Origin of the sequence: Segatella albensis DSM 11370 = JCM 12258 (assembly GCF_000426565.1) — a bacterium.
Taxonomy (GTDB): domain Bacteria; phylum Bacteroidota; class Bacteroidia; order Bacteroidales; family Bacteroidaceae; genus Prevotella; species Prevotella albensis.
In genome coordinates this window covers 55,082-81,910 of record NZ_AUFP01000005.1, presented here as the reverse complement: position 1 = coordinate 81,910, position 26,829 = coordinate 55,082, and the positions used below count along the sequence as shown (strand labels likewise).

The following is a 26,829-nucleotide window of genomic DNA, read 5'->3' as shown; positions in this document are numbered from 1 at the left end:
TAACAAGAGAAGAATATGAGGATTAATATGTCGCCCATGAATTGAATATATGAGAATATGAATCTAACAAAAAATAAATACGAAATATTGCTACTCCTGCACCATAAACTATGCAGCTCAAATACTTGCAATGATGCAGGGATAGTAGATAACCTACTTCGTGAATTGAATGAGATTGAGAAATTCCATTTGTTTCCAACAGACCCCATCCTCGCAAAAGTAAATACTATTTACGAAAGGTGCACAGACAAAGGTTTAACGCTAACACTTCGTTTAGAGTTAGCGAAAGAGTTTTATATCTATTTAGCAAAGATGATGTTCTCATTTGAGGGGGCAACATTGCCAAGTAGAGAACAATATATTAAATTATTGGAATATAACAGGACGGAGTTCCCGTATGAATTAGCAAATAAATGGGGTGAGCGTCTCGCAAATACGACAGAGTTTAAGGATGATCTGTTTTTCTTTATGATTATGAAAAACAGTTTAACAATAGCCTCTGAGGATGCATATCTTACATATCGAAAAGAACTACGTATTACCCCAATAGATTTCTCAATGCCCTTTAAACTGGAGGAATCCTTATCAGATGAGATTAAGAAGGATGTTAATGATATTCTTTTACGAACACACAAGAAATATATTGATTATGTTGAAACTAATTATTTTAGAATAAGAAATGTATTTAGGTATTACTGTAAAAAAATCGTCGTATACGTTCAATGTAATTACAGAAATAATGCATGTTTGGTAATGATTAATGTTTATGATTCTTTATCTGACAGTTTGAGTATCTATCCAAATAATGTTGAGATAATGTATCGCTTTGCAAACGTAGAAGCTATTGACCAAAAAATAACCGATTCATTACTAACAGGTTTTATATATCCTAATTGTTCAAATATTGAACATATTTTTTCTATTTCTGGTATTCATCATGATCTAAACAGAATCTTTATTCGCTATGCATCTTCACCTAATATTGTAGATTATATAACATACATTTTACGCGGGCAACTTAAATCTGTTAGCATAACTGATACGAATGAGATTGTTGTTGATAAGGAAAAATGGTTACTTCTTATAGACGAAACTCCATCTATAAAGAATTTGAATGATCTTTTGTATGATGGGAACACGTTAAAATACAAAGCTGTAATCTTTAGGTTTTATGTAGGCGAAGATATAGAAGAAATGCTAAATAGCCTAAAGATTAAATTCTTAGATGTAAGTACGTTGGGGCGTGAGGTCATCAATAATCAAAATGGTGAAATGATACATCTGTTTATAAAAGAACGGCTTGGACAAATACAACTCGATGATTCTTACATGGATATTCCTAAAGGCGAATTGTTGATTAAACGTTTAGAGAATTGCGTGAAGGGACGAGAGGGATGGAGTGAATATGAAATATTAGGAACAGATATATTTCATTATCTTTTTGGTGATGGTTTCAGAAATTACACCTATGAATTTCAATCAACAACATATGATGGTATCTCTCGAAGAGACCTAGTGGTAAATAACACATATAAAGAAACTCCGAGTTTTTGGCAAATGGTAAAAGACGACTACAAATCAAGGTTAATAATTGTTGACTTTAAAAATTACAAGGAAGGATTGTCAGCAGATGACTTTTATAAGCCCACGAAATATATTAACCCTTTGGTCGGAAATTTTGTCATTATATTCTCAAGATGTGGTCTTTCTGAATCAGCAAAAATTTGCCAAAACAATTTACTAATTGAGAATAAGCTGATTATATGTTTATCTGATAGTGATTTAATTAATATGATTAATCAAAAAATGAATGGTCAGGATCCTTTGTGTAGCTTAGAGAATATTTATTTTACTCTATGCAAGAATCATTAAATTATGATTGTCCATCAATATTAATGTAAGGAACCGAAAGATATGAATAGCGAAACCAATTTCAAACCCAAAAGAGTAACAGACCCCAATGATCGTCTTGATGAAGACGGAAATTGGTGTATCCGAGGACTTTTTAGACATACTCAAGCCATTGCTCATAAAGTAGAATGTCATGACAAGTCAGCTAATACTGATGGATACATTGAACTTGTAGATGACGAAGAACGTCCTGTTGGGAAATTGGTGGTGCAAGCTAAAACATATAAATCAAAATATGAGGGACAGAACAAAGCGGAGATTCCTGCTTATTTTGTAGCTTACGCCATGAGAATGCGTAATGAAGTTTGCATTTTCTTTTCTGTTGATGCAAATGATAATAAGATTTATTGGAAATACATTTCTGATGACTATATAAGACATTTTAATAATGAGGGAGATAATATAATTCACACATATGAATTCCATAATGATGAAATAGTAACGAGCAAGAACGTTGCTACAACTATTGACCGTTGGAAACAAATATTCAATGATAAAATCGCACAGCTAACAAAAGAGAAGAAGAGTACAGAGGAGGTAATGTCAGAAAGCCGTTCAGCATTTGAACGGATTAATACGGATTTTCACAACTTAAAGGATTCCTTTATTGATAGAAAAGAGATAGGAATGCTTTGCCAATGGGTCAAAGATGACCTCTCAGAAAATGAGTCTTGTGTGAAATTGCTCGTTGGCAATGCTGGTATGGGAAAAAGCGTTGTAATCAGAAAGACCATTCAAAGACTGGAAAAGGATGGCATTAAATGTTTCGCAATTAAAGCGGACAAGCTACAACCCCCTGTAGGATATACGAGCAATGAACACTTGGAACTATTGAGAAACACATTTGCCAGCTTAAATAAAGAAAAAAGGTCTGTGTTAGTTATAGACCAAATTGATGCTTTGTCACAATACATAAATAGCGACAGAAGCAAATTAGAAAATATCACGGCCCTGATTAAACTCTTTTCTGATGGTGATAAATCAGGAAACGTAAGGATTATTGTATCTTGCCGCTCCTTTGATTTGGATTTTGACCCTAAACTAAGTCTGTTGGGACGTGAGCCTAAAATTGAACTTGCGCTGTTGGCGAAAGAAGATGTGGAGAAGGTGCTTGATAGACTGAAAGTAGGGCTTTATAAGGAACTGGGTGATAAAACGAAAACAGTACTGCAAACACCCCAGCATTTGAATCTGTTCTGCCGAATATATGCGCAAAACAAGAGAAATGACTATTATTCGATTACAGACTTGTATGATGAATTGTGGCTACAGACAATCAACTTGGCAGAAGTAAAAATCAACAAAGAGATTGCAGAAAAGATTCTCTATGACCTGGCACTTAAGATTTATGATGACGAAACATTAACCCCTCAATGGGATTATGATACGTCTGAATTTAAAGAAGCAAATTATCTGATTAGTGAAGGTATTATCGAACAAATAGATAATAGGGCAACATTCTTCCACCAAAGCATGTATGACTATGTCTTTGCCCGATATTATAAAAAAGAGAAACGCTCGCTGATTCAAGATTTGCTGGCAAAGGAGAAGCACCAAGGAATATTTATGCGCTCAACTGTGAATTTCGTCTTGGATTATGAGAGGGCCAAAAACGAGAAGCAATATAAAGAGGACGTAAAGACAATTCTGTTTTCAGGTAAGATTAGGACTCATATTCAGCTTATGCTTTTGTGGGCAATGGCAAACAGGGAGGACATATTGCTGTTTGAGAAGAAATGTATCAAAGATTTGTATGTACAGAATAGATTGCTGTTCTTTTCATTTATCAGACGGACATACAATAAGGAATGGTATCAGATCATTACGCCACTTATTGCTAAGGAGATTAAGACGATGAGAATCGGAGATGCTGTTTATGAGAATGTTTATGGGTATTTCTGGAATCACGTTCAGATGAGTACTGAAGATGTATTCAAATTGGTTGATAGCATAAAGGATGAAATAACAAGAAATGCTATTGCCAGAAATATTCTGCGTGCAACTCCTGATTACACATTTGATATTGTTACGAAATGGTACAAAGTCTTATGTGACACCCCCTATTATAAAGCTGACTTCTTAGAAAGGGCTTTGCCAACTAATCCTCAATTCGTATTAGACAACATATCTGAATTGATAGATTATATTTTAAACCCACAAGAGAAAGAAAATCATCATGAAGAGCGAGTAGTGGAAACAATATTAGAGGAGATTTGCACTCCTCTAAAGGAAAAGTACCCCGAAGTTTTTTATCCAATTCTACGTGATAGAATACTTTATGCTATAAATGCAAATAGGACACCTTCGTGGAGAGATGTTATTGACAATAACAATGTGTTCCCTCTGATGATGGATCAGCATCATCATGCATATGCTTTGCATGAATGGTTCGGAGAGATGTTGAAGAGACAAGTTCAGCATCAAACTACTAATGCTATTGCAGACATAAAATATCTGTTGGGGCAAAGGGAGGCAAGTTGCTATTGCTTTGCTTTTAGAGCAATGAAAGAATCCCCATCCTTGTTTACTGATGATATCATTGCGATTCTTAAAGATACAAAGTTGGTGGATGATTTGTTATCTTATAGTGATGCTACATATTATTTCTTGGAGATGTTAAGAGCTTGGTTCCCGTTTATTGATAGTGACACATTGACCTTATGCCAGGAACTTATATACGACTTTAAGTCGGATTCTGATATGCAACCAGATAAGAAAAGATCATATACCGGGGCATTTTATCCACATTTAGGTTATGAGCAAAGGAAATTGATTTGGGCCATACCAAAGAATCTGAGAAATAGCAATATAAAGCGCAAAAAGCAAGAGTTAGATCGAAGATTAGGGTTTGAATGGAAAAACGAGAAACCCGACCATGAGGTTACTGCTGCAGTCGTCTGTGGCGGACTGATGTCTTCTGAACAATACAAAACCATGTCATGTGAGGTTTGGCAGAAATCTTTTTATGGCATCAAGGATTTTGCAAAGGGAAAGTTTCGCTATTTTGACAATCGTGCACATGCTGACGCATTTAAACAATGTGTCAGCGAACGGCCAGACTATTTCGAGAAATTAGTATTTCAGATATTTGAAGAAGAGCATGTTCCAGCCATCTACAAATTATCAGGTCTCGATGGCTTAAGAATAGCAGATTATCCAAAAAACAAATTGTTGCCACTTCTTTGGAAATGTATGGATATGTTTGACCAACTGTGCAAAGAGGGTTTTGGATATAGACTTTTTGAGGTTGTTGACAATGTCACTATTACAGAAGGAGCGCATATCGATAGAATTGTAGGGTTCCTAAAAAGAATCATTTTATCTGAATATAACTCGAAATATGATGTGAGTATCGAAGACCGATTTGATAAAGCTATTACAAATGACACGCTAAGTGCTGGTGTTAATAGCACTCAAGGACATGCTATACAATCATTGACCAAGATTGGAAAATTACAGACAAGAAAAGCGATGGTCTATGATTTCTTTATGGATACATGCGATGAACTTTCTATAGAGCATCAATTAACTGTTATGCTTTATCTGCAAAGAGAGTGCTATTACAATGAACTATACAATATGGTTATGTTTAGATATGCAAATAGGTCAGTTGCCGACTATCTGTTTCTGAATGCGGATAGAATGCATTGGTTTTGGTGTAATGATCCCGATCAGATACTTCCATACTTCAGAATGATACTCTCTAAGAGAAGAGCAAAACCAATCTTGGTTCAGATTATGTTTTTCGGAATGCAATATGAGAAGTCGAAAGAATTATCCAAGGAGATGTTCGAGGACATTCTTTCCCAAAATGAAGAAGAGGTAATAAGAAAGATTATTCCATTAGCATACCAGCATTTATCTGATGAAACTTATGGAGAACAAAGTGAAGCCTTATTGCGACGATTTGCTAATGATAATCGGAATGAAATCAGACATTCCTATTTCATATGGTGCAGCAAAATGTCCGAATCAAGAATAGAGCTGTTTAAAGATTTACTGGCTTTATGGCTCAATAGTTCTTTAGAGAGTGGTTACCATGATATTGTCGAGTATCTTAAAAAATGCTGTAATGATTATCCTTATGAAAGCTATCAATGTATAAGGATGTTGATAGATAGCAAAAGTAATATCACTTATTATGACGAAGAGGAATTACTAAAGATTCTATTAGCAATTTATCGTATTTTTATGGATGACGAGGATTACGAAAAAGCAGATGAAGTGATGGATGTTTTTGATGAAATGATGCTGAATTCATACTCAAACGGGATGGCTAAGGTTCTTAAGGAAATTGAGAAAAATTAGTTTTATCTACAACATATTAAATATAATGTGTATGTTTTGCAAACATAATTATAATATGGCACTGGCAATAAACATAGAAGACCTGTTGAACAAACAGAAGATAGAGTCCAATAGGATTGAGTTCAAGAAGGGTTGGAATCCGGTAAGCATATACCATAGCGTGTATGCTTTCGTTAATGATTTCAACGATATTGGAGGTGGGCTTATATTGGCAGGGCCACGGGGTGACTGATATATTGATATAGATGGTATAACGACACACGAATTTCATGGAATAGAGAAGTAATGCCGGAATAATAATGTTATTGAAATAAAGTAAGACGAGATATGAGCGCTAAGAACGATAAGGAGCTAAACTTAAACTTTGATGAGTATATCCGTCAGGGGGATCCTCAGAAAAAAGAGAGGGCTGAAGCTTGGCGCGTAGCTATTGGCTTGCAGGCGGTGGATGGGCTAAAGGTCTCCGGCTACTTGTTGGAACTTGCCCGAAGAAATATCGAGGGTGAAATCACCATGGAAGAGGTTGACAAACTCTTAGATGAGTATTATGAAGAGAAACATAGAATAAGGGATACTTGGAGAGAATATGAGACCTACACAAAGATTGATGTTCATCCAGACCCCGAAGGCAGTAAAAGGGGAAGGCCAATATGATACATAACAGACATCTTCTTCGTGGCAGAAAAACTTGCTGCCGGTAAATAGATTGCGTTATACAATGACATCAAAGTGGTACGTAAAGGATAAAAAGCCAAAACAGTAAAAGTCAATTTATAGATTATCAATTAAATGCCAAACACATTCATCATCATAAAAGGGCAGCCCAAGGCTTTGCAGATAGAGCAGTTCCAGATGGGCGGTAATGGTGTGTACGACGTGAAGTTCAAGTCTTCGCCTCGTACATATCATTACAGGTATAATGATGTTGTTTGGTTGAAGGATGCCGTCTGGCATGATCATCTGCATTGTAAGGTTTACATTGCTGGAAGAGAACAACATAATGTTGAAGACATTCGTTCTTTCCAACATGGAGAACAAACGCATTGGCGAATTACATTCAGTAATGGTTATGTGCAAGACTACCTTCATGGTAGTATTCAAGTGGTAGAATCGTGTCTGGCAGACGACATAGCAAATAATGCTTTTGAATTCCTAAAGCGTATTGCACAGGTTAATGAACTGGGAAAGGATGAGGAGCACGGCGGCATCCTTCCTGCACTTTATGAAAAGATAGACTTCATTGATAAGGAGTTGGTCGCAGCCCCATATCTTAACCCCAATGAATACCATGTCAAAAGGCATCGGGTATCTGATCTGATTTTTCCTTTTGGTTGTAACTCCAGTCAAGAGAAAGCCGTAAGGTGTGCTTTTGAGAACCAAATCAGCGTGATTCAAGGGCCTCCAGGAACTGGAAAGACACAGACGATCCTGAATATCATTGCTAACATCTTGGTACAGGGAAAAACGGTGATGGTGGTCTCTAACAATAACTCTGCAACTGCCAATGTGTTGGAGAAATTGCAGAAGTACGGACTGGACTTCATCGTGGCTCCATTAGGAAAAAGGGAAAACAAGGAGGCCTTTGTTAATAACCAACCTGTTGTTCCAGATGAATTACAGACTTGGAGTTTATCGATGACAGATTCGTTCCAAGAGAAACGAAGAGCGGGTGACACTTTGAAACAACTGCGGAAAGTGTTTGAGTTGCAGGAAGGTTTGGCTTCTGCGAAGCAAGAACTGAAGGCAATAGAGCTGGAGTGGGAGCATTTTAAGCAGGACAATCAGATTGATGAAGAGGCGTTTTCGCCTAAAAGAACTGCTAAATCCCAACGTATTATGAATCTTTGGCTTCGCTATCAGTCTTATGCCGAAGGCGATGTCATTACATATGGTACGTTTGGCAAATTAGTGGAACGCATCAAGTGGGCTTGGATGAATTTTACCAGGAAATATCTTCTTGGCGTAAAGTCGCCGTTAGATAGAAACAATATCCAGCCGATCATCTTGGAGCTACAGGCATTGTACTATATTGTGAGGATTAAGGAACTGACCGATTTCATAGATGACCATGTAAGTCAGCTCGCCAGTTATGACTCAAAGACATTGTCTTCAGCACTAACAGACCATTCGATGGCCGTTCTAAAAAATGCTCTCAATGGCAGATACTGCAAGGAGCAACGCCGGATGTTTAATGACGTGAAAGAGTTGCGCCTTTACGCAGAAGAATTAGTGAATCAATATCCTGTTGTTTTGAGTACAACGTTTTCTGCAAGAACAGCTGTCCCTGATATGGTTTATGACTATCTTATTATGGATGAAGCTTCGCAGGTCTCTATTGAAACTGGTGCTTTGGCTCTTACTTGTGCTAAGAATGCTGTAATTGTGGGTGACACCCTCCAGCTCCCGAATGTGGTTACGGATGAGGTCAAGTTGAAAATGGACAGCATATTCAAAGAATACAAGGTGATGGAAGGGTACAACTGTGCTGAGTACAGCTTTCTTCAGTCTGTCTGTGCAGTTATGCCAAACATCAAGCAAATCTTGCTCAGAGAGCACTACCGCTGTCATCCAAAAATCATCAACTTTTGCAATCAGCGCTTCTATGGTGGGAATCTGTTGATTATGACAGAAGACAATGATGAGCCCAACGTACTGACAGCCATCAAAACAGCTCCAGGACATCATACGCGTGGTCACTATAACCAGCGCGAGATAGATGTGGTAAAGGAGGAAATCATGCCAAACCTGCAAGATGAAACGGATATTGGCATCATCACGCCTTATAACCAACAGGTGAATGAATTTAACCATCAGATTCCCACAATAGAGGCCGCCACCATTCATAAGTATCAGGGGCGAGAAAAGAACACCATCATCATGAGTGTCGTGGATGACGAAATAACTGATTTCGCAGATGATCCCAATTTGTTGAATGTCGCCATATCAAGAGCGAAGAAACACTTCTGCCTAGTCGTTTCAGGTAACGAACAGGAGAAAGCAGGAAACATCACAGATCTGGTAGACTATATCGCCTACAACAATTTCTCCGTGACGGAGAGTAAAATCAGCTCTATTTTCGATTATCTCTACAGTCAATATACAGCCGAGCGTATAGCTTTTCTTGCAGGTCATCGTAATATTTCTGAATATGATTCAGAGAATCTGACATTCTCATTGATTGAGAACATCATTCATGAGTACCCTGAATACGCTCACTTGGGTGTGTTCTGTCACACTCCGCTAAGGACCGTTGTAAGAGATTGGTCGTTACTCAATGATGATGAACACAAATACATTTCTCATTATTCAACTCATCTTGACTTTCTCATAGTAAATCACGTTACAAAAAAGCCAGTGCTTGCGATTGAGACCGATGGGTATAACTTCCATCATGAAGAAACGGACCAACATCGACGTGACGAAATGAAGAACCACATTCTTGATGTATATGGTTTGCCCTTGCTTCGTTTGTCAACGACTGGTAGTGGAGAAAAGTATAAGATAATAAAAGTTTTAAAAGACATAATGTGCTAATTGTGACAAATGTGATGCTGTGACACTTTTTCAAGTTTGACATTATGTGCATAGTGTTTATGATTCATTGGAGTTGCAGTCTATGTTCTAAAACCAATGATGAATTATGACCACTGCTTGCTATCTTATCTGGTCAGCCATCCCACCTAACGAAGTAGGGCGGGGTATTAGGCTTCCCGACCTTGAAAAAAAGTGGCATCGGCAAGCCGATTTTCTGATTTCGTGACCTCTGCTTGCAGATTTATCTGGTCAGTCTCACCGACACCCCAAAGGGTATTAGACAATAGAAACGCCATTGCTTCATTGTGTGATTTGGCACAAGTGAAACAATGGCGCATGATTGCATGGTATGCCTTTAGAACAATTCTTCCAGCGGTTTCTTTTGTTCAATAGTGATGATACCGTTCTTCTGTTCGTAGGCGTTGATGCACCTACGGAACATCAGTTCAATGACATCACGGATGCTACTGTGGTTGCGGTCGGCAATGGCACGAACCTTGTCAACAAGTTCTTTGTTACAGATGGTATTGAAACGCACCCAGTCCGTTTGGGTAGTTGCAACAGATGCTGTCGTTGGTGTTTTTTCTTGATTGACATTGGGTGTCATATCCCTTTGTGCTTCATTGGGACGTTGTGAAACCTGATTGTTGTTCTGATAGCCAGCGCCATTATTGTACGTTGGTCTGCTTGGCGTACTTGAAACGCCTGAGTTGTTAAATGAAGAATCTGGATCCATAGTTCTGAAACTTTAGTGATGTTATAAATATTTGAAAATTGTATTCGGTCAAGAAAAGAAGATTCTAAATCTCCGTTGAATTTGATGAATCGTTGAGCCCTTGGGTGCAGGTGCCGAGTATTCAGCAATATTGCCCTTCAACATGCCACATGATTGAAGTGGTAGTGTTCATCAAAATGCCAGATAACACAGGGTACTTACCTCACTATATTTCTTTCTTTATTGAAAGGTTGTTGAATGTTTGTTGAGATGTTAAGTATCTTGTAACCAATGTCTTTGGCTCTTTTATTCAACAATTCAACAATATATTATAAGAGATGAGAAATGTTGTCATGACTGACGGTGTAGAATCGCCCGATGCGACGCACTTCAGCATAGCCAGTAGTGTTGTCTCTGTCTATGACATATGTGGAGTAAGATAGTGCATTGTCAGCATGAGGCAACTTCCACAGGTCTTTGAGTATTCGCTTGACCTGTGCTTTGTCCATCTTGAACACCTTATATATATAGTCGTCATTCCACTGCTTCATCTCATCCAGTTCGTTCTGGATAATGTTCATCCTGTCGAAGATGAAGAGCACATGAAGTTGTGGATTGCGCTCGAAGTAATTGTATATTCTATCTTGTACCATATTCTTGAATGCTTTTATGCGGATAACACTCATTCTCTTATTGAGAACATGATATATATATTCTATATTGTATTGATTCCTTCATTTAAACACCAAACAGCATTTGACCAAGTTCCTCTTGTTTGACTTCAACTCTTTCTGTTGGAAAGATTGTTGAAGTAGCAAGAGATGTCTTGCGAGACAACAAATCATCTAATGTTTCATCAAAAGATTTGATGTCAGCTCTTACAGCCATTGGATAGTAAACGAATACATCCTTGGTCTGTCCAATACGATATGCACGGTCAGTTGCCTGATTTTCTTTTGCTGGATTCCAATGTCTGCTATAATGGATGACATGATTAGCCGCTGTTACATTGAGCCCCATACCGGCAGCTACAGGTGACATGATAATCACGTTAAAACCATCAACAGCTTGAAATTCATTTATACTTGATTGCCTTGATTGCTTGTTTGGCATATTCCTCTTAACAATAGATGGTGTATCACCATTTATGATTTTAGTAATGATGCCATATCTTTCAAGGCAAAGCTTCTGAAGCATTTTTTGTGTCTCCTTGCGTTCCACGAAGATAATAACCTTCTCTTCTTTTTTCTTTATTTCGTCAAGGAACTTGATAGTAGCTTGCAATCTTGCACTTGTATCAACAATTTCATCAGTTTCGTGATTGAGAAGAGTTGAATCATAAAGATACGGATGCTCTGAAACCTCACGTAGGTGCATGATTGTAACGAGCATATTGGGCTGTATGCCACTCGTATAGTCATTCACAACAGATGCATATGTCTCCTTTTGTACAGGTGGCATAAGCACTTTTTCTTTTAATTCTATTTTGTTAGGCAAATCCTTTGCGGCATCTTTTTTCAGTCGTCGCATAAAGTATACACCAAGTTTGTCATGAACTTCGTTGCCTAGAGCTACAATGTCTGTATCTTCCTTCTTTAGAGGATTCTGGTATTGAGCAGCAAATGCCTTTGCATTACCTAGAAGACCTGGCACACAGAAGTCCATAATACACCACAAATCCAGCAGAGAGTTCTCTACAGGAGTTCCTGTCATGGCTATTTTGAAGTTACATTTTAAAGCCTTAGCTGCATTCGTGACAAGTGTACCTGGCGATTTTATTTTCTGTGCTTCGTCCAAAGCAACCACATCAAATTCTACAGCACAGAAGTTTAATTGAGAGATGCGCAGTGACTCATAATTTGTAAGAATAATATCCATCTTTTGCATCTTATCTACTATGCTCTTATCGAACTTTCTTGTTACATCTTTTGATGTCAGCATGTTGATTTTCATGCGGGGTTGCATGAAAAATCTTTCATACTCATTCTTCCAGTTTTCTAATAGAGATATTGGTGCAACAATAAGATACGGCTTATGATTGGCATACTTGCGTGAATGCCAGTCTATAAAATAAAGTATCTGTAGAGTCTTACCAAGTCCCATATCATCAGCCATCAAGCATCCACTGGCTTTACTCTTGTACAGGTGTTGCAACCATGCCACACCCTCTTTTTGATGGTCTTTAAGAGAGAACCCTTCTTGAAGGAACGGATCTGTGAAAAGCGTATATTTATCACCTTTCTCTATAGTTCTTTCCTTTACCGCAAATCCCAACTCTTCGGCATTTTCTTCAATAATGAGTACATTTCTCGCTTCATTGCCATTCTCACTTTCAACTTTTGCTGGCTGTGAAGGATCCTTCAGCTGCTTTTCTGCAGTTTGAGCTAGAAACATTGCATCTTCGATATCAAGTTGAGTATTGTTGTATTCGACAATGCCTTTTTTGTTTTCTTTTGCTGATTGGATTTCTCTCTTCAGTTTTTCTAATTCTTCTTCACTGTTAATGGTGACTTTTGTTGTGCCATTTTTGGGCGTTTCAACAGTAGCACCAGCTATCCAGCAGGATTTATATGGACAAATGAAAGGATAGAACTTTGGCTTATATACACCTATTTCAATCACTCTGTCACTATACAGTTCTGATAAATCAAAAGCATTAGGGTCAAAGTATTCAGTTGGTTGTTCTATCATCTTCTGAATTTCGTCTCTGCTCTTGTGCTTTCCGCACTGTTCTTTCAGATAGTGCAGGTTTTCTTTCTGTTCCTTATTGAGCACAATACGAACACGTTCACCGTTTTCACGCTGAACTGGATATTGAGCTTGTACTTTACGCATTTTGTCAAAATACGTTTGGAATTTGTCATTTTCTTCAATATCAACAGCTGGTTCTACTGTAAATCCTTCATCATCTCGTCCGATTTCAATCTTAATACGCTCTGGTGCATATACATTTTCGTTTTCAAGATAACTGTCCAATTGACAACCAGCCTGTTCTGCAAGCGCTTTAATCTCTGCAAAACAGCGAAGATTATAATCTGTTGTTTTATCTTCTTCTGGTGTAGAATTGAAAGCATCAACTCTGTTGAGTAAAGCATACTGAGCTTCATTGAGTAAGTATTTGTCACGTCCTTTGACTAAGATATTACCACCTCTCTCACATACTATCAATTCTCCATCAGGAACATAGGTGAGAAACTCTACTTTATATTCAAAGTCAGATAAGTTGAGCATACTTGTGCCAACGAGACGCATAGCTTTATCGTATGGCTGTGGTACTCCAAGAAGTATTCTTTCATCCTCATCCAAAAGATATATATTCTCGTAAGGTAACAAGCATCCTTCCTTAGAGGCATAAGCATAGCCATTATCTACCAATGTTGCAAGAGGCAAATAGTAGATACAATCATCCGTGGCCTTCCATTCTTGGAAATGGAGGTCGTGACCATTGTAATTGACAATGAACATGATGCCTTTACTGTTTATAATCTGACTTAACATAATTGTTTCTAAATTTTTACTTTAATAAAATCATTTTTGTTATATTCTTGTTTATACACGAGGCCGCCACCAGCTTCTTTTATGTAGCCGATAGAAAATTCACTACCACTTGTTGAATGAACGATTTGTTGCCATCCATTTGTGTTCGGTCTTTTTATCCAAATGCTACCTGTAGCCTTGGCTCCACCAACAAGAGGGCGTATATGAACATATTGTTGTCCTCTTGAAATGTTTATATAGAAGCCTTTATTGTTGCATACAATTCTACATTTGTCATGTGCTATCCATTTACTGGAAATTGACCATGAGATTCTGGTTTCATAAACAACTTGCTTGTTATTTGATGGTGGTGGAGTAGTGTGCTTTGCCTCATTACAGACATTCGGCTCTTTGTTCTCTACTCTTGCCGTTGGTCTCAAATATTCTGGGACATCATCAAACAATGTTTTTTCAACTGGTTTGGCTTTGGGCTTATATTCTTCTTTTGGAATAGGCTTTGCCTTAAACAAATCATTGTCCTTTGATTCCAAGAAAGATACGCTCGTATTACTTGAAGATAATACCTTTTCTTGCATCCAATCATTCAAGCGATCCTGCCAATAACCTTGATGGGTCATACGTCCCTCATTGTAGTGACTCTTATAGCCCCAATCACTAATTTCGATAAGATTATTCATTGAAGGAATCTTCAACTCGGCTGTACTGTTAATCAGTCTTCTTTTATTAGTGACCAGTTTAACCTTTGCATGATTATGATTGTAAACATACAAAGCACCTGTATCAGAAAACTCAACTATCATTTTGTCCTTCATGAACAATACGAGAGCTGAAGTCTGCGATGTGCGAGACTCTGTCTCTATATAAAATGGCAGGAATATACCACTTATACGGCTATCTCCTTGCAACAAGCGTTTTGTTGCTGTCGAACCTACGATTCTAAAGGCACTGACATATTCGACATACCTAAGCCAAAAGATCTTACGGTCTCTGTCTTGTACACAAACTTCAAAGAAAGTTTCGATAATCTTCCGATTGAACCAAAGATTTACAAGTTGCTTGGCCTTTTTAAGTTTCTGAGCTTCTTTTTCTGTTGCACCAATAAAAGGTGCCCATGTTGAAGTCAATGTAATATCACCAAGTATTCTGTTAGCAAATTTGCATAGTCTTGTACGCTTCAATTCGTCACCACTTTCATTAACACGCGAAACTAAATCTGCAAATACCAGTTTCTTGGTGCGATCATTATCATGAAGTTCAATGACAGACTCAACATAGTCAAGATCTGTTATTTTGTTGGCTTCAAAGAAGTTAACAATCACATCAGAATAGTAAGATTGACTAATAGAAGCAGATTTGTTACAGAAGTACGATGGTGCAGCTTTCAAATCTTGTTTCTTTTGAGTCAACAAAGCACATAAGCGTCGTGGACCTGCTTCATCAAAGAGATTAGCATGATTCTTCATCGCCATATACTTTTTGTTGTTGTCCTTATAAGCTTGTAACTTCTTTCTGAGAAGCTCACATGTCTGCGCACGAAATTCAGGATCTATCATGTTCCATGTGTCAAGACAATAGAATGACAATCCATTGAAAAATAAGTCTCTCCAGTTTGTATCAAGAAGAGTTAATGCATACTGATAAGCGCCTTCATTGCCCTGCAATTTCATGAGGTAATATGATACAATGCGAAGTTCACGAATACTCCAGATACTCATATCCTGATTATTCTCCTTTGCATTTTTGATTACCTTCATGATGACTTCGTCAATCGTCTGTTGGGAAACTTTTACTGTTGTGTCTGTCATCATGCGCTCCTCAATTTCTTTTAAGGTACGCATGTCGCGGTTGATGGCCAACTCTGTCTGATGGTCAACAGCACGGTCTGCTTGCAAGTGGAAATCCTGTAAGATACCTTTATTGATATTTAAGAGTGCATATATATCTTCCATTATTTTTTCTTATTTATTAATCGCTTGTTAGCAATATCTTCCAACTGCTTTTCAGCGTTTGTTCTTACTCGAAACTCAACACGTCGAGACAGAAATTTATCTTCTTCACCATTTTTCTTGTAAATCAGATGGCTTGATGATAAGCCGTTGGCTGTTACGAGTTTCTTCATCCAGATAATATCATTTGGTGGCATCAAACCAAAACAATATTGGAGTACAGATCTTGTTCTGTCCTGTGATAACTCCATGTTTGAGTAGTAGCCTCCATTACTATTTGTATGTCCCTCGATACGTATCTCAACTATGTTGTCGCGATATTCCGGACGTTTCAGAACTGCGATATATCTAGGAAAGAAATCATTTAGAATCTCCTTGAATCTTGGCTTCAATTCCTGTTTGCCTTCATCAAACAACATCGACGGTTCTTGAAAACGTATGCACAGTGAAGAGTCGATGGTTGCTCTCCATGTTGCCAAATCATCTTTGAACTCTTTTTGGAGGTCTATATATAATTGCGTCTTGGTCTTATCGTATTTCTTGACGATTTCTTCATCTTGTTCTGCATTTTTTTGCACCTGTAAAAGTGCTCCCATCAGCAGCAGAATAAAAATGAATAGAAGACCAGCCATCAAGTCACCTGTAGAGAGTGAAAATGCATTTTCTTCTCTGCCTTCGTATTCAATATGTCTTTTCTTCATTATTTCTTATAACGTGAAATTGTATCAGTCAACATTTCTGTAACTTCATTCTGTCGTTCGATAGTTGATGCCAAGGCACCTGTTGTCTGAGTGAGACTAGAAGTGTAGCTTGCAAGATACTTGTCAGTGGTATCTTTAACAGTGCGACTATATTCTGTCAAGCCACTTTGCAATTGAGAGAAGATAGAACCAAGTCCTTGTTTGATGAGATCGAACTTTTGTACATACTCATCTGACAACTGCCCAGAGTTTTTGAGCATTTCAGTAACTTGATCAATACCTTTTTGACTTGCAGTCTGGAGTTGAGCTAGTCTTGCAGCATAGTCGTTTTGTCCCTTATTGAACAACTCGGTTGCAAGCTTCATATCACTACTGATAGTACGAAGATTGCTGGTACTTACAGTTATCTCACCCTGAGCTTGTTTGAAACCATTCATTGTGCCGGTTACATACTCATTCATCTTTTCCAATCTTTCCAAACCTACATTGAAATTCTCAAGCAGCTTCTTTGTTTGAGAGGTTGTATCTTCCTGGAGAGCAATAAGGTCTGTTTGCTTGCTGTTGATGTCATCTGTGATACCCTTGACAGATTGCTGTACCGAGTTAGAAAGGGTAGAGATAGTACCTGTAAGGAATGATCCCATCTTTTCTGCAGCATCAGCAAGTTTGCTAACCATTTGATTGCTTTGCTCTTGTGATGATTGAGAGATTCCTGACATGACTTCTTTGACCTCTGTGATGGCATTACTGATAGCTCCTGTAGCATAAGTAATCTGCTCTTGCATCTGCTGCATAGCTGTTGAATTGGCATTCGCAGAGGTGTTTGAAATCTCAGAAATAGCATGTTTGACTTCTTCGATAGTAACTTGCAGTGTAGCAGATATATTCTCCATGTTTTTAGGGAAATCTGCCATTGCTTGTGTGGCGGTACCAAGCTGCATCGCAAGATTTTCAAGTTCTGATGTTGCAGACCCAGAAAGACCCGTACTAAACTCATTTAAGAGTGATTGCATGCTTTGCTTCAACTCATCTACCACATTCTGCATCATATCGGTAGCTGGAGATGAAACCGTATCTGCCATCTTATCGATATGTTCTACAACAGCCTTGGTGGTGGCATCAACACTTTCCATAAGTGGTACAATCTTTTGTTGCATCTGTCGTGAGAGCGTCTCATCAAAGCCCTGGTTTAGTTCCATTGCCAAATCGGTAGAGAATGACATGAGAGCCTTTGATTGCTTAGTATTCTCAGTAAGAATCTCACGTATAGCATTACCTATTGTGACATTTTGACCTTCTGCATTTGTATAAGTAAGTTTATTAGCTATTTCTAATGTCTGCTGCTGAAGATCATTTTTCAAAGCTTTGTATAACTGGTTGACTATATTCTGTTGATTAATATTAGCTAACACGAGGTCATCTATATAATACTCAGAATCCAACATGTCTGTTAGTTCTTTGACATCTTTATATAGTCTATGTCTTAATGCTTTATCAGCGGCTGTAAATAAAATAGAGAATGTCATACCGAGCAATGATGTCAAGAACGCAGTACCCATACCAGCCAATAACCCTTGAATACTTTCATTGATTCTTTCTGTATTGCTACTATCAAAACCTTTAATACCCAATGTCAAACCAAGGAACGTACCAAGGAGACCTAAACCAACGAGAGTTCCCGCTGCAGTGTCGAGCATTCGTAAGTTAAGTTTGTTATATTTACACACGCTATAGTCATTAATATACTCAGAAGCAGGAATATTAGATTTCTTGCCATCGTGTGTCTCAATATTGATAGTTTTACTATAAGTCTCCGCAAGGGGAGCAATCTTAGTTTCTTTGAGAGAATCCAAGATATTGTCATTATTAAGGAGCTTTTTTATTGCTTCCTTAATATTGTACAACTTATACTCTTCCTTACAAAATAGCAGGAAGACGATTATAATGACTGCGGCCGAAGCCCATGTTGTAAAATCAGACATAACCTATATCTTTTGATCTTTTGTTTAATATTCAAATGTAATAATCTCTTTAATATTTACTTTGCATGAATCTTCATCGGTAATATACCAATAAGGATGAGTGTTTGAATAAGTGCGTCCAGTATCTATGATACAATTTCAATATGTTGTTTTTGAAACACCATACCCTTACTTTTTTTATTTGTACAGGATTAGGAATGGGCATATCGAGCAACTTGAGCAACATAAATTTACTGTAAAGACGGAAGATCGGTTTGTCTTTCGTATAGTCTTCATCAGCAGCCATTCGTAGAACCCAGGAAACCTGAAAGTCCATAACGGCTTCTTTACCTTTGTCGCCTTCCGAATGGTCTGTCATGAATTTTGATGTTCTGTTCATAATTTCAATAACTCAAATATGATAATTGGATGTGAATATACAAAAGGGATTATTGTATTGATAATAGATTTTTTAATTTCTCAACTTCCATTTTTAATTTTTCTGGGTTCTGTTCCGCGAGCTTTTGAAGGTTGAGGAGTTTCCATTTGACAGAAGGATAATTTTTGAAATATTCAAATTCATATCCATCCCATTTAGGAGCTCCATTTTCAAAACTGACTAAAAAACGGCGATCGTCATCAGTCATAAGTGAATTTACATCTGCAATGAGCTTGGTACGTGTCTCTTCAAATTCTTCGTATGTGAATGGAGTTTCAGTCATTCCGACAAATTGGTTGACAAGTGCCTCATGTTGGTCAATAAGGGTTGGTGCAAATGACTCATGTATAGGACGGTCACTGCCAAGCAAGCAGAAAATGAGACCTTCACGGCAATCCTTCAGCGGAATTGTCATGTACTTTACATCGAATAGGTCTCGTGGATGTTGACGTGAGAGTGCTGCTGCAACCTTACCTCCATAGAGTAGTGAAATAGGAACAATGTCAGCGATACAATATACTTGAAACTCATCCTGAGCCTTTTCGCATAATGGAAGATGCATTAACTCACCACCAACGATACCTCGTTTTGTTTGGTTAACCTCAACCTTGACTTGTTTGCCTCGGTATTCGCAGAGTAATTTGCATGTAGCGTAGTTTGGAATGATGTGCATACCAGGGAATGCTTTACGTGCTTTCTCACTAATCGATTTCAGATGAAAGTTAATGTCATCGATACTTTTCTTGCGGTCTGCCAAAGGAATATAAGTGAGATCAATGTCAACTGAATACCTAGGCAGATTCCTTAGGAAAAGATTGATTGCCGTTCCTCCGTGTACAGCAAAAACCTTTTCTTCCATAACCAAAGGTAAAAGACGCAACAGAAGGTCAACCTTCTGAGCATAAACGCTTGATAGTATATCTTGTTTATTCATATTCTGCTAATTCTCTTGGAATTGTGATTTTGTATTTTGAGACATAGACACCACCTTTGCACAATTGTATTTTAGAAGTGCCAAGGTTTATTCGGCCAACATCAATAGCTTGAAACCAAGGATAATTAGCCTTTTCTGCCATATATAAAAACATTCTTTTGACAGTCATGTTATTAGTTGTTTCAAGCAATTGTTGAACTTTGGCTGGGCGAAGTGCCGTTAATTGCTCCATGATGTAATATAAATCCATGAAGCTATATCTATTTGGGGCCAATAGAAGACATTCCATGAAAGCAAGTTCAGGTGAAGATGCTTGTAGGGTATAATTATTTTGCTTTATTGCTTGTTTCTGGATTAGGCCGAAAGCCGATGTCGTAAAAAACTCTATTGTCATATCAAACAAATCACTTTTTGCCCATTGAGGAGTTCTTGGCTCATTGCTAGCAACCATAAGTTGAGGTTTCCCCATTGGTACAAAATGGTAATAACCAGAAAGTTCAAGAGCAGAGTGGGCTGCTACACGATACTGTTTACCAGTTTGCTCCTGGCAACTTGCTAAAGCCGCCAATGCTGATAGAGAATCTCCGCTACGATACATCACCCCCTTAGACAAGGATGTCAGCCAGCCAGATTTACGGTACTGCTTCATCAACTGATCAGAATACCCCTGCTTCTTTAGTCCCTCGGAAAATAGTATTCCTCCAGGGAGTATATTCATTAGTAATGAGTTGATTTTGCTCTTCGTTTCTATAGCCATATTTTATAATACGTTGAATATTTCAACCGCAAAGATATAATTTTTTTAGGATATAACCAAACATTTGGTTGAAAATAATGCGTTTTTCTATAGTTTTACTTTAGTTTTATGCAAAAAAAACTTGTTGGAATTGGCATTATCAGCAGGTCAAACATAAAAAACGTCTGAACTAATTGGTATATAGATTCGGCAATATGGCTTGTTATTGCCGAATCTATAATGATTATTAGGTTGCTATTCCATTTTTACGATAGCCTCAATCATTTTCTTCGAAGACATCTTGGCATAGTTCTGTGTGCTTGACACTTGCTTATGTCCTAGTAGGGCAGCAATGGTATAAATGTCAACTCCTTTATCCAGCAACTGCATGGCGAAAGTATGCCGGAAGCAGTGGAAGGTGATGTGCTTGCGGATTTTTGCCTTGCTGACCCATCGGCCAATATGAGTTACAAGAATGCTTTCAGTAATCATGGGGAATATCTTACCCTCAGATTTCGATTCACCTAACACTCTGATGGCTGGAAGAGACAAGGGCAATTGAATCAAAGTGCCCGTTTTCTTGATACGGAACCTGATATACGCTTTTCTTCCACGGTTATGATGTATATTTTCCCATCTGAGAGCAAGGATGTCACTCCTTCTTAATCCAGTATAGATGGAAAACATACCAGCCCTGTACACATCAGGATTATCATCATATGGTGTACTTGCCAACTGCTTGATTTCCGCACTCGATAAGTATTCCTTAGGAATGTCATGGTTCCATTTTATCTTTTCCACGCATGTTGTGTAGTCTTCAGAAAGAATATTGTCCCTATAGGCAAAATGGACAATGCTAAGGAATGCATTGAAATATGCACTTGCAGAGTTCTTGGATAGCTTTTTCTTGGTGTGCTGCAGCCCCTTGGCACGAAGCAGGTAAAGACGGAACCGTTCGCATAGGCTCGCATTGATGTCCCTAAACTTGCATTGTCCCTTACAAAATCTCTCAAAATGAAGTCGGCTGCTTTGGTATTTTGCACCATGACAATCACCGTTCATTCTGAAATATTCCAAGAAATCTTCGTCAAGCCTGGCCTTAGCCAAGAAACTGTAGTCGTGACGGACCAGCTGCAGATACCTTTCACATCTAATCGTCTCTGCTATCTCTTCCACAGCTCTGTTATGTTTGAGCTGCTGACTATTTTCTGGGTTAGTGTATATCTCCAAGTTCAAGCATTCGTACCTCACGCTATTGCCCTTGATGTCATGAATGGCAGGATTGAACTCCAGGTAGATGGATTTCATTTTACCCTGTGAAATATTTCTGTTCTTTAGAGTCACTTGTGACATAATGTACCTCCTTTCTTTACGATAGTCAGTATATCTACCTTGTTATAGACCTGGCTTTTATTATGTCTTTTCACTCTTATCCTATGCAGGGCAGCAAGAGCAAAGATAACTTCCTCATCAATATCGAAGAGTGTACAGACTTCTTCAAGGGACAGCCAACGTTTCAGTGCAATAGATTCTCGTTTCCATGCTTCTTCACAGGCAGACTTGCAGAAACGACGATACATACCAACATAGTATGAAGGAATAGAATTACGTATTGCAAACTTTAATACCCAGCATCTGCTCATGCCCGTGTAGCGCATCAGCTCTTTCAAAGAGTAACTGGCATAACCGATAGGGGAGGTTAGTGTAATTGGAAGAGCCGAGAACCATCTGACGAACTTTTTCCAAGCAATCACATAGTTCCCATCGTTGTTCTTTTTAGCATCAATGATGCCGTTTGCAATGAGTTTGTTAATGTATTGGCGGCTGAATCCAGAAAGGCGAGCCGCTTCTCCTACGGAAAGCATCTCATGAGAGAGTTTTGCTTTCCATTCTGCGTCCAAACTATCGTATGGATCGTAGAAGTGTTTCTTGTTATTGTATATCATATTATCAAAACCTGCTTTAGTGCAGGCATGATAATATAATGAAATCGGTGCAATGCAAACATCTACAAAAATCTGCAAATATCAGGTGACAACTACCCTCAAAATGAGTATCGGATATTTGCATATTTTTACCCCTGTTTTTCGTACTTTCTACCGTAGAATGTGATGGTTTTTATTTGCAGATTTTTGCAAATAGTTGATAATTAGACAGTTGCTATATTTGTTAAAATGTTCTAACAAAGTATTGCAACTATCTAATAACCAATGCATTACAATCTACTTACCCACGCAGAATCTACTTTCCCACGCAAAATCTACTTTCCCACGCAGAAGTTACTATCTGTAAATATAAGTATCTGATAATCAATATAAACGCCTTTGTCTTAGGGCGTCTAAAGTGACTCCGAGGGACGGTGGGGGGACGTAAAATAGGCAAAAATCTGCAAATATGACTGCCGTCAAAAAAAAGAAAATGCAAACATCTGCAAAATCGATTTTCCAGTTTTTTGCACGTTTACACTTTTTAACGCAGATTTTTGCGGATTCTTGCATTAAGGTTTAGTTTAGGTTATGGATATTTAATATGGGTATAAACTAAACCAAAGGGTTGCGCTATCAAACAGAATAATTGGCTTCTCTTTCTTTTTGGACGGCAATCATATCTCATATTTAGAGTTATATGCGTGTATTTTGCTTCCAAATTCGATAAAAATGCGAATTTGGAGATAAAAATCTATAAAATAGTGTGGTTTTAGGCGAAAAAAGTACAAAGATAATATTTTTTTTATTATATTTACACCAAAATTGCTCAGTATGACATTACAAAAGTGGGTAGAAAATAGAGCTATTCATGGTTTTCCTACGTTTTCTGTTGAGGATGTAAGGGCTGCTGACTTGTGCTCTTCAGAACAGATTCTTCAAAATGAACTTTCCAGACTTAGTTCAAACAAGACTATAGCCAGTGTATATAGAGGGTATTACGTTATTATTCCCGTTCACTATGTTTTACGTGGGTCAGTTCCTGCGACCTACTATATTGATCAGTTAATGTCGTACCTGCAAAAGCCTTACTATGTATGTATGCTTAGCGCAGCCGAGATGCTTGGTGCAGCTCATCAGCGTCCCCAGCAATTCTCTGTAATGACGACTTTTCCTAAGCGTAGGACAGTTTCTACTCGTAATGTAACCATAGATTGGTTTTATCGGGATGGACTACCGGAGGAAGCCCTAATTACAAAGAATACAGAAACGGGAACTATCCGTATATCAAATCCTCTTCTAACCGCCGCTGACTTAGTGCAATATCAGCAACATGTAGGCGGATTGTCGCGAGTCGCCACCATACTTGAAGAACTTTCAGAGCAGATTGACATTAATAATCAGTTTGCGCCACTTGCAACTTATGTGAAAAAGGTTGTATGGCAACGACTTGGCTATATACTTGAAAATGTTGTCGGGGAAAAGAAGTTAGCAGATAAATTGTATGAACAGCTTCGTACATCATCGGGGTATTTCAAATATCAACCTTTGAGTACATCGGCAGAAGATAATCTATCTGTTAGAGACAGCCGGTGGAAGATAAACATAAACGTAGAAATAGAAACAGACGATATATGATTAATAGAACAGCGATACAGCAATGGAGCGAACATGCTCCGTGGATAGATAATGCCCAGATTGAGCAAGACCTGATTATATGCCGTGCCTTGGTTTCCATCTTTAGTGATGAGTTCCTTGCATCGCAGTTGGCATTCCGAGGTGGAACAGCTTTGCATAAGCTCTATCTTTCACCCCAGCCACGTTATAGCGAAGAAATAGCTAATATAAAAGAGAGAAAAGTAAGCAAAGATTTACACCTTATATATTTGAGATTATGAATAATAGATTTTTCTTAATAGCCATATTGATATATTTATCTGTGCAAGTTTTGGGACAGGATGTTGTTCCACGTCAGGCTCCTATAGATAATATGTCATCTTTTGAGGATTCGATAAATAATGACAAAGGTGACAATTCTGAATTCACAAAGATTCCAATTATTATTGATTCTACTGAAGGATGGGAGTGGATTGACAAGGAGGAAAGTGAGGATGTATTTGAAGCATACCCATTACGAATGTCCTACAACAAATATAAGTCACATCCACAATATCGTGTAATTGGTGAAGAAGTTTATAATGAAAAAGGGCAACTGGTTAGAGTTGTTGACATATTTGATTTTAATCGACGTCCAATATCCCAAAGAGTAACAGACGAGCTTTTGCGGCAAACATATATTAATGATTATAAGACTAACAAGTACAACTTCAAAAAGGAAAATCAAATTGCGCAGAATTACGTTAAGAAAGAGTTGAAACTCATAACGTCATCCCGTTTTTATTGGAGTAAGGAAGGAGTAGGGTATCTTCAGCAACTAGAATTGGATCATGCTGATGATTTTGATATTCTTTTAAAAATCGAACGATTGAATGACACTTCTTTCAAATTGATATATGGAGATGTTAAGGGTAATTCGGTGAGCACATGGAAGGTAGCCTATTTACCAAATGGACAATATAAATCAAAAATTATAGCTACTCGTTTGCCCTTAGAGAAAATAAAAGTTCGAATAAGGGTGTATGAACTCAAGAATGGAAAGTTGACAATACACGAAGATTAACAATTAGCTTCCTTTATATGAATAACACAGAGCAACTCCGACAGCTAATGACTCTCGATGCCAACATGAATACATCTGACATCGAAGAGCGTTTTGAAAAAATAGCAAAGATGCTGTTTGAAAGTTTTGCTATCCAAAAGGGTGAGAAGAAGTATCTTTTTAAGGAGATTGAATTTTACTTCTACAACAAGAATCATCGTGATATTATCACTCATCCACGAGTGTCCAAACCATTATATTGGTACGTTAATGATTTCGGAGGAATAGACCTTAACTTTTCAAGTAGTATTGAGTCTACAAACAAATTTGATGATAAAGGGAAGATAGTTCAGAAGTTTGTGCTAGATGATAGTGCATACTTTGGCGGTATTCTTATTCGTCAGTTGATAGAAAAGAAAAGTGGCAAAGTTCTGAAAGGTCCATTAGCTTGTGCTGAGTTATTCAGAAGTTACGATGCTACGGGGAGTAATATGAAAGATGACTTACCGATACTAGTGGAATGTGATAATGGGAATGCAGAAAACATAATTACAAAATCTCGTGTTAATATTCTGAGATCAAATCAAATTGCAGAAAAGAAAGTAGACAATATTCTTTATGCGTATTCAAAATACCCAGAAAAGGAGAAACTGTACAAAGATTTTTGTGATTTTATAGAGAAACCTTATGGTTATTTGCGATAAACATCTTCACGATGATATTGCCCAATCATGATCTAATATACCTCACGGCTCCTCCACTTCCAAAAGGATAATCTGAAATATCTTTGTTTAAGTATGGCGAATCTTCTATGAGTTTACCTTCAAAGACACAACGTTCTTTATCAAACGTCGTACCATCTTCTGCAACAGTTGTCCAATGCCAGGAATTGACCTCTATGACGCTACGGACAACTCCTTTATAAACACCCAGCACATACTTAACCTCGTGAGGTGCATTTTTACTAATCTTCCAATACTTTCGGGTAGCTTCATAAATGTCAAGCCTGCGATATACCCCATTCGCTTTTGCCTGATTGAAACTTCTATTTAGACTAACTAATAGCAATGTCTCACCATGATTTATGTTTATTTTCGAACAATTGTATATGGCATTTATCTCATCAACGTCTTTAATACCTTCATTCCATTGATGATGACCTGCAACAATATTTGTCAATTGATTTATCTTGTTAAACTTGCTGTAGGTTAATAAATCGATGAGCGTAGATTCCACAATATATGCAACATCTTCTGTTAAGTTATGTCGTAAGATATAGAGGTTGACTTGTTTTCCTTCTTGCAGAATACTCCGGATTTTATCAAGTTTAAGAGAGGGGTTGCTTGGTTTAATTGGATAAGGTACGGTTTAGTTTATTCCCATATTAAATATCCATAACCTAAACTAAACCTTTTATCTTTCGACTACGAAACCAGCATTACTTTACAAGGGACAAACTCGAATACAACGGAAGACTGACGGGGGACAAAAACGTATTCGTCTTACATAGAACAATAAAATGTTATCAAGTGCCGTTACTATAAAAAGGGTTAGAAATGACA

19 protein-coding genes and 3 pseudogenes are annotated in these 26,829 nt (G+C 37.7%); 9 read left to right on the top strand and 13 right to left on the bottom strand.

Annotated elements, in window-relative coordinates:
* Positions 1 to 57 precede the first annotated feature (57 nt).
* From K333_RS12640 to K333_RS0103285, 5 genes and pseudogenes are all read left to right on the top strand, one after another.
* The gene (locus tag K333_RS12640; protein ID WP_024989274.1) at positions 58 to 1,872 is read left to right on the top strand and encodes a hypothetical protein; all 1,815 of its coding nucleotides are present in this window, start codon (positions 58 to 60) and stop codon (positions 1,870 to 1,872) included.
* A 42-nt stretch (positions 1,873 to 1,914) separates the two neighbouring features.
* Positions 1,915 to 6,219 carry an NACHT domain-containing protein gene (locus K333_RS0103300; RefSeq protein WP_024989273.1) on the top strand — a complete coding sequence of 1,435 codons (4,305 nt, stop codon included), beginning with the start codon at positions 1,915 to 1,917 and terminating at the stop codon, positions 6,217 to 6,219.
* A gap of 55 nt (positions 6,220 to 6,274) precedes the next feature.
* Positions 6,275 to 6,436: pseudogene (locus K333_RS13075) on the top strand (AAA family ATPase); the annotation flags it as partial.
* A 110-nt stretch (positions 6,437 to 6,546) separates the two neighbouring features.
* The gene (locus K333_RS0103290; protein ID WP_024989272.1) at positions 6,547 to 6,873 is read left to right on the top strand and encodes an antitoxin VbhA family protein; all 327 of its coding nucleotides are present in this window, start codon (positions 6,547 to 6,549) and stop codon (positions 6,871 to 6,873) included.
* 135 nt (positions 6,874 to 7,008) lie between these two features.
* Entirely contained in the window at positions 7,009 to 9,753 is a 2,745-nt protein-coding gene (locus K333_RS0103285) for an AAA domain-containing protein (RefSeq protein ID WP_027452325.1), read from the top strand.
* 355 nt (positions 9,754 to 10,108) lie between these two features.
* Here the strand turns inward: K333_RS0103285 and K333_RS0103275 are convergent, their stop codons facing one another.
* The 11 genes from K333_RS0103275 to K333_RS0103225 form a co-directional block, all read right to left on the bottom strand.
* Positions 10,109 to 10,360 (bottom strand): hypothetical protein, encoded by a 252-nt coding sequence (locus tag K333_RS0103275; RefSeq protein ID WP_154652976.1) that lies wholly within the window; start codon positions 10,358 to 10,360, stop codon positions 10,109 to 10,111.
* A gap of 437 nt (positions 10,361 to 10,797) precedes the next feature.
* On the bottom strand, positions 10,798 to 11,154 hold the full coding sequence (locus tag K333_RS13345) for a hypothetical protein (RefSeq protein WP_024989270.1): 357 nt from the start codon (positions 11,152 to 11,154) through the stop codon (positions 10,798 to 10,800).
* A gap of 52 nt (positions 11,155 to 11,206) precedes the next feature.
* A complete protein-coding gene (locus tag K333_RS0103265; protein WP_024989269.1) occupies positions 11,207 to 13,966 on the bottom strand; it encodes a DEAD/DEAH box helicase in 2,760 nt (919 codons plus the stop codon).
* Positions 13,967 to 13,974: 8 nt separating this feature from the next.
* Positions 13,975 to 15,915 (bottom strand): EH signature domain-containing protein, encoded by a 1,941-nt coding sequence (locus K333_RS0103260; RefSeq protein ID WP_024989268.1) that lies wholly within the window; start codon positions 15,913 to 15,915, stop codon positions 13,975 to 13,977.
* Positions 15,915 to 16,613, bottom strand: a complete 699-nt coding sequence (locus K333_RS0103255; RefSeq protein ID WP_024989267.1) for an OmpA family protein — start codon at positions 16,611 to 16,613, stop codon at positions 15,915 to 15,917. Before K333_RS0103255 ends, K333_RS0103260 begins: the two co-directional genes overlap by 1 nt.
* On the bottom strand, positions 16,613 to 18,595 hold the full coding sequence (locus K333_RS0103250) for a MotA/TolQ/ExbB proton channel family protein (RefSeq protein WP_024989266.1): 1,983 nt from the start codon (positions 18,593 to 18,595) through the stop codon (positions 16,613 to 16,615). Before K333_RS0103250 ends, K333_RS0103255 begins: the two co-directional genes overlap by 1 nt.
* A gap of 73 nt (positions 18,596 to 18,668) precedes the next feature.
* On the bottom strand, positions 18,669 to 18,974 hold the full coding sequence (locus K333_RS12635; RefSeq protein ID WP_154652974.1) for a hypothetical protein: 306 nt from the start codon (positions 18,972 to 18,974) through the stop codon (positions 18,669 to 18,671).
* A 49-nt stretch (positions 18,975 to 19,023) separates the two neighbouring features.
* Positions 19,024 to 19,947 (bottom strand): nucleotidyl transferase AbiEii/AbiGii toxin family protein, encoded by a 924-nt coding sequence (locus K333_RS0103240; protein WP_024989264.1) that lies wholly within the window; start codon positions 19,945 to 19,947, stop codon positions 19,024 to 19,026.
* Positions 19,940 to 20,704, bottom strand: a complete 765-nt coding sequence (locus K333_RS0103235; RefSeq protein WP_024989263.1) for a type IV toxin-antitoxin system AbiEi family antitoxin — start codon at positions 20,702 to 20,704, stop codon at positions 19,940 to 19,942. Before K333_RS0103235 ends, K333_RS0103240 begins: the two co-directional genes overlap by 8 nt.
* Positions 20,705 to 20,938: 234 nt before the next feature.
* On the bottom strand, positions 20,939 to 22,036 hold the full coding sequence (locus tag K333_RS0103230; protein ID WP_027452324.1) for a tyrosine-type recombinase/integrase: 1,098 nt from the start codon (positions 22,034 to 22,036) through the stop codon (positions 20,939 to 20,941).
* Positions 22,024 to 22,629 carry a hypothetical protein gene (locus tag K333_RS0103225; protein WP_036889048.1) on the bottom strand — a complete coding sequence of 202 codons (606 nt, stop codon included), beginning with the start codon at positions 22,627 to 22,629 and terminating at the stop codon, positions 22,024 to 22,026. Before K333_RS0103225 ends, K333_RS0103230 begins: the two co-directional genes overlap by 13 nt.
* An 813-nt stretch (positions 22,630 to 23,442) precedes the next feature.
* Between K333_RS0103225 and K333_RS0103220 the strand changes: the two genes are divergently transcribed.
* The 4 genes and pseudogenes from K333_RS0103220 to K333_RS11805 all read left to right on the top strand — a co-directional run bounded on the left by K333_RS0103220 (position 23,443) and on the right by K333_RS11805 (position 25,971).
* Entirely contained in the window at positions 23,443 to 24,246 is an 804-nt protein-coding gene (locus tag K333_RS0103220; protein ID WP_024989261.1) for a type IV toxin-antitoxin system AbiEi family antitoxin domain-containing protein, read from the top strand.
* Positions 24,243 to 24,446: pseudogene (locus tag K333_RS0103215) on the top strand (nucleotidyl transferase AbiEii/AbiGii toxin family protein); the annotation flags it as partial. The gene K333_RS0103220 and the pseudogene K333_RS0103215, both read left to right, overlap by 4 nt.
* A gap of 110 nt (positions 24,447 to 24,556) precedes the next feature.
* Positions 24,557 to 25,288, top strand: a complete 732-nt coding sequence (locus K333_RS0103210) for a hypothetical protein (protein ID WP_161624549.1) — start codon at positions 24,557 to 24,559, stop codon at positions 25,286 to 25,288.
* A 17-nt stretch (positions 25,289 to 25,305) separates the two neighbouring features.
* Positions 25,306 to 25,971, top strand: coding sequence for a hypothetical protein (locus tag K333_RS11805; RefSeq protein ID WP_024989259.1), 666 nt, complete (start codon positions 25,306 to 25,308; stop codon positions 25,969 to 25,971).
* 25 nt (positions 25,972 to 25,996) lie between these two features.
* On the opposite strand, the gene K333_RS13385 is transcribed toward K333_RS11805, so the two are convergent.
* Positions 25,997 to 26,335 (bottom strand): hypothetical protein, encoded by a 339-nt coding sequence (locus tag K333_RS13385; RefSeq protein ID WP_211223365.1) that lies wholly within the window; start codon positions 26,333 to 26,335, stop codon positions 25,997 to 25,999.
* Positions 26,336 to 26,341: 6 nt separating this feature from the next.
* Positions 26,342 to 26,620: pseudogene (locus K333_RS13655) on the bottom strand (LEM-3-like GIY-YIG domain-containing protein); the annotation flags it as partial.
* Positions 26,621 to 26,829: the final 209 nt, after the last annotated feature.

Bases quoted from the DNA above. Each gene is read 5' to 3' on its own strand.
- K333_RS12640 (WP_024989274.1), top strand. From the start codon at position 58: ATGAATCTAACAAAAAATAAATACGAAATATTGCTACTCCTGCACCAT.
- K333_RS0103300 (WP_024989273.1), top strand. From the start codon at position 1,915: ATGAATAGCGAAACCAATTTCAAACCCAAAAGAGTAACAGACCCCAAT.
- K333_RS0103290 (WP_024989272.1), top strand. From the start codon at position 6,547: ATGAGCGCTAAGAACGATAAGGAGCTAAACTTAAACTTTGATGAGTAT.
- K333_RS0103285 (WP_027452325.1), top strand. From the start codon at position 7,009: ATGCCAAACACATTCATCATCATAAAAGGGCAGCCCAAGGCTTTGCAG.
- K333_RS0103275 (WP_154652976.1), bottom strand. From the start codon at position 10,360: ATGACACCCAATGTCAATCAAGAAAAAACACCAACGACAGCATCTGTT.
- K333_RS13345 (WP_024989270.1), bottom strand. From the start codon at position 11,154: ATGAGTGTTATCCGCATAAAAGCATTCAAGAATATGGTACAAGATAGA.
- K333_RS0103265 (WP_024989269.1), bottom strand. From the start codon at position 13,966: ATGTTAAGTCAGATTATAAACAGTAAAGGCATCATGTTCATTGTCAAT.
- K333_RS0103260 (WP_024989268.1), bottom strand. From the start codon at position 15,915: ATGGAAGATATATATGCACTCTTAAATATCAATAAAGGTATCTTACAG.
- K333_RS0103255 (WP_024989267.1), bottom strand. From the start codon at position 16,613: ATGAAGAAAAGACATATTGAATACGAAGGCAGAGAAGAAAATGCATTT.
- K333_RS0103250 (WP_024989266.1), bottom strand. From the start codon at position 18,595: ATGTCTGATTTTACAACATGGGCTTCGGCCGCAGTCATTATAATCGTC.
- K333_RS12635 (WP_154652974.1), bottom strand. From the start codon at position 18,974: ATGAACAGAACATCAAAATTCATGACAGACCATTCGGAAGGCGACAAA.
- K333_RS0103240 (WP_024989264.1), bottom strand. From the start codon at position 19,947: ATGAATAAACAAGATATACTATCAAGCGTTTATGCTCAGAAGGTTGAC.
- K333_RS0103235 (WP_024989263.1), bottom strand. From the start codon at position 20,704: ATGGCTATAGAAACGAAGAGCAAAATCAACTCATTACTAATGAATATA.
- K333_RS0103230 (WP_027452324.1), bottom strand. From the start codon at position 22,036: ATGTCACAAGTGACTCTAAAGAACAGAAATATTTCACAGGGTAAAATG.
- K333_RS0103225 (WP_036889048.1), bottom strand. From the start codon at position 22,629: ATGATATACAATAACAAGAAACACTTCTACGATCCATACGATAGTTTG.
- K333_RS0103220 (WP_024989261.1), top strand. From the start codon at position 23,443: ATGACATTACAAAAGTGGGTAGAAAATAGAGCTATTCATGGTTTTCCT.
- K333_RS11805 (WP_024989259.1), top strand. From the start codon at position 25,306: ATGAATAACACAGAGCAACTCCGACAGCTAATGACTCTCGATGCCAAC.